Genomic DNA, 3,989 nt, shown 5'->3' on the forward strand with positions numbered 1-3,989 from the left:
ACACCTGCCAGACGGGCAAGGTTACGAGCTATTGGAATGGATGAATAGCCAGCCAGACCATTGCAACACACGCGTCATCATCTATTCCGGCGACACGCCTGACCCAGGCAGCATGCCGAACAATCAGACCAATGTCCTGGTCCTTAACAAACAGCACAATACCCCTGGCGAGCTGATGGATTCAGTGCACCAATTGTTGTCACAGATGTTTGTACCCATCCCCTCTCAACCACCCATACCACGTGCCAATGCAACCAGCCTGCAAACCATCCTGGTCGTGGATGACGACATTCGTAATATCTATGCCGTCAACAGTCTGCTTGAGGAGCGCAACTATACGGTGCTGACAGCCGACAATGGCGAAAGCGCGCTGCAGCAGATCGAGCAGCATGCCAATATTGACCTGGTATTGATGGATATCGCCATGCCGGTGATGGACGGCTACACCGCCATCCGTAAACTGCGCGCAGCCGACTTTGCCAAGCCGATCATTGCCGTCACGGCCTATGCCATGCAGGGGGATCGTGAAAAATGTCTTGAAGCCGGCGCAAACGACTATCTGGCCAAACCAATCAACAAACAGATGCTTTACCAGGCGCTGGATCAATGGCGGTTGCCATAAGCAAGCCCCATGACACAACCGGCTCATTGAATCGCTGTGAAACCACAATACGTCAGCCCCACGCACAAAGGTCGCCATCATGCCGCATGATTTTCGACAGCAACCACCCTTGGAACCGGGATCGCATTTCCTGCAAACCATTCTGCTGGTCGATGACAAACCAGAAAACCGGATTGCGCTTGAAGCAGCGCTGGATAGCGCACATATCCGTTTTTTGCACGCAGGCTCGGGCGCCATTGCATTGAAAATGATGCTGGACGCCGATGTATCGCTGGTATTGCTGGATGTCTCCATGCCCGGCATGGATGGCTATGAAGTCGTACAGATCATGCGTAGCACCCGCAATACCCGGCACATCCCGGTCATCATGATGACTGCCTTTCTGCGGGACGAAATGGAAACGCTGCGCGGCTATCAAGCGGGAGCGATTGAATTCCTGACCAAACCAGTGAACACCACCATGTTGCGCTGCAAGGTGATGTTGTTTCTGGAGCTCGACCAACAAAAGCGCCAATTGCGTACCGCTTATGAGCGCCTGGATGCCCAGAAGGCCTATTACGAATCCATGTTGAATGCAGCAGGTGAAGGCGTGATTGGGTTATCGACAGAGGGCAATGTGAAGTTTGCCAATCCGGCCGCACTGAGCATGCTGCACCTTCCTCCGCAGGAATTACTGGAGTGTGCCTTTCGTACGTTCTTCCCTTGCACCCAAGAGCAGCCTGGCCGCTGGGAGGAAACCGATTTTCATCTGGCCTGGACCGAAAAACGCGAAATCCGGGCGGATGAAGCCCAATTCCGTACCATCAATCGCGACCCGTTCCCAGTGCAATATACTTGCTCACCTCTGGCGGGACACACCCAGGGTACCGTGGTGATCTTTCAGGACATCACCCAACGCAAGGCCCTGGAAGCCCAGTTGCGACAGCAGGCCACGACAGATCATTTGACCGGGTTGAATAACCGCGCAGGCTTCAAGACATCGTTGCTGCACACGCTGGCCCGATGCAGCCGGCAAACCAGCCTGATGGCGTTGTTGTTGATTGATCTGGATCGATTCAAACAGGTGAACGACACGCTGGGTCATGAAATGGGCGACCAATTACTGCAAGCGGTTGCCGAACGACTCAAGCGCAGCATTCGGATGTCGGATACGCTGGCCCGGCTGGGCGGAGACGAATTCACCGTCATTCTGGAAGACCTGAACGATGTGGAAGATGCTGCCTACTGCGCAGCCAAAATCATCGAGACCTTGAAACGCCCTTTCACCATTGACACCATGGAACTGGTGATTGGCGCCAGTATTGGCATCGCCACCTATCCCGAATGCGGTACCGACCCTGTCACCTTGATGCAGGCGGCCGATGTTGCCATGTACCGGGCCAAGAGTGATGGTCGCAACCTCTACCATTTCTTCACTCAGGAAATGAATGATCGGGCTCGGGCCAAAATGGTGCTGGAACAAAGCCTGCATCACGCCCTCAGTGAGAACCAACTGCTGTTGATGTACCAGCCACAAATCGAACTGCAGACAGGGCGAGTGGTCGGCCTGGAAGCCCTGCTGCGTTGGCAGCACCCTACCGCCGGGCTGGTAGCCCCTGCTACCTTTGTGCCCTTGCTGGAGGAAACCGGCTTGATCCTGTCCGCCGGCAACTGGATCATGCAGGCGGTGTGCGAACAGCGACACGATTGGGACATCCGCAATGTACTGGATGAAGATTGCAAAATCGCCATCAACATCTCACCCCGCCAGTTTGTCGACGAGAATCTGGTAAAGGTGTTACGCCAGCACCTGTACCGCTACCAGATCGACGCTGCCACCATTGAACTGGAGATGACCGAAAACATGTTGATGCAGGAGAATGAACAAACATTCAATATCCTCGACCAACTCAATCGGCTGGGAGTGGCGTTATCGATTGATGATTTTGGTACTGGCTACTCCTCGTTTGGCTATATCAAGCGCTTCCATTTGCATGCACTGAAGATCGACAAGAGCTTCATCGATCAGCTGGCCGATTCGGAGCGAGATACCGCCATCACCGCCTCCATCATCAACCTGGCACACAACCTGAAACTCAAGACCATTGCGGAAGGTGTGGAAACCAAAACACAGCTGGATATTTTAACAGGCCTCGGATGCGACATCATTCAAGGCTTCTACTACTCACCACCCTGCCGGCCCCGTGAACTGGAAACCTTTTTACGCGAACGGCGTCGTGCCACCAATCTACCGCCACCCGCCGACCTGCCAGATCATGACCGGCACGACCCATAAGAGCCGCTGACAAAACCCAGCGAAGTGGTTCTGGTTAGGCGCGCAAACGAAGGCAGGTTGATGGATTTCACAGCTTCCGTATTTAGTGCTGCCTTGGGCAAGCAGGAAATATTGCCAACCCAACCTAAATGACTACGTGCGGATATAACTAGTTCATTAAAATGAACTTATCCTAATGCACGTATGATTTTGACAATACCTATCCAGCCTGTAGACAATGCTCGCCAACAATAAAACAGGCACAGGCAATCGTAGCCTATTGCTACTCACGTGGTTCTGGTTACCTGACCGGAACCAAATTTATTCGTTGGTTGAGCCGTATTACTTCCTGATTTATTCAGCTATCTATCTGTAGCGTCTCTGCTGTAACTTGCGTGAGTGTCATGCAAGATGGCGGTGTATTGCCCCTCGAAACCTCGACGGGGCCGGTAGGTACGTGCTTGCAAGCACGCGGGGTAGCGCGTCAAGACCATTCTTGATTTCGTAGACCTATGCCCCAATTGCATCCCGCTGTCCGTCAGCTGGCGCGCCTTGCGCTGTGCAGTGTTCTGATCCATCCCTTGTCTGCCATGGCCGGTTGCTGGTCAGGTGGGCCAACGATTCCTACCCTGTCACCGATTGCCCCGACAGCAGCAGACGACGCGCAATTAGCAGCGGCAACCGGGACTTCCCTGTTATACCCAGACTGCCATCCCCCGCTGGTGCGTTACACCCAGCCCGTTGATGGGGGGACCTACAACCACGATGTCGGCATTCCCATCCAGTTCACCGCCGAAACCAACCCGGATGACCGGTCCGGGGCGAGGATGGATGACTACCAGGTGCAGCTGAATGGGCAGTACCTGAATACGGTGAAGTTATCCAAATCCTACAGCGTCAACTACAGCGATTACCTGCGCGGTGTCGGCGCCGGGCGGCATGCATTGCAGCTGAAAGTCTCCGACGATGGGGGCAGAGGGGGGCGGGCCGCGACCAAGCACAGCTTCACCGTGAATGTACTCGGCCCGGTCACCGGCCAGATCGATGGCGTGGTGGTGGAAGGCGACCAGCCCTACCTGACCGGTTGGGCCTGTGACCGCAATGTCGCGGGTT

General features: G+C 54.7%; 3 protein-coding genes. All 3 read left to right on the top strand.

What is annotated here, in order from left to right:
- A partial coding sequence (locus tag FFS57_RS24375; protein WP_137940423.1) for a response regulator occupies positions 1-622 on the top strand: 622 nt, incomplete at its 5' end.
- 79 nt (positions 623-701) lie between these two features.
- Positions 702-2,897 (top strand): putative bifunctional diguanylate cyclase/phosphodiesterase, encoded by a 2,196-nt coding sequence (locus tag FFS57_RS24380; protein ID WP_137940424.1) that lies wholly within the window; start codon positions 702-704, stop codon positions 2,895-2,897.
- Between the two features lie 491 nt (positions 2,898-3,388).
- On the top strand, positions 3,389-3,989 hold a 601-nt coding region (locus FFS57_RS24385), incomplete at its 3' end, for a hypothetical protein (protein ID WP_137940425.1).

Origin of the sequence: Chitinivorax sp. B (assembly GCF_005503445.1) — a bacterium.
Classification (GTDB): domain Bacteria; phylum Pseudomonadota; class Gammaproteobacteria; order Burkholderiales; family SCOH01; genus Chitinivorax.

Coding starts and splice junctions, on each gene's coding strand:
- FFS57_RS24380 (WP_137940424.1), top strand. CDS start 702: ATGCCGCATGATTTTCGACAGCAACCACCCTTGGAACCGGGATCGCAT.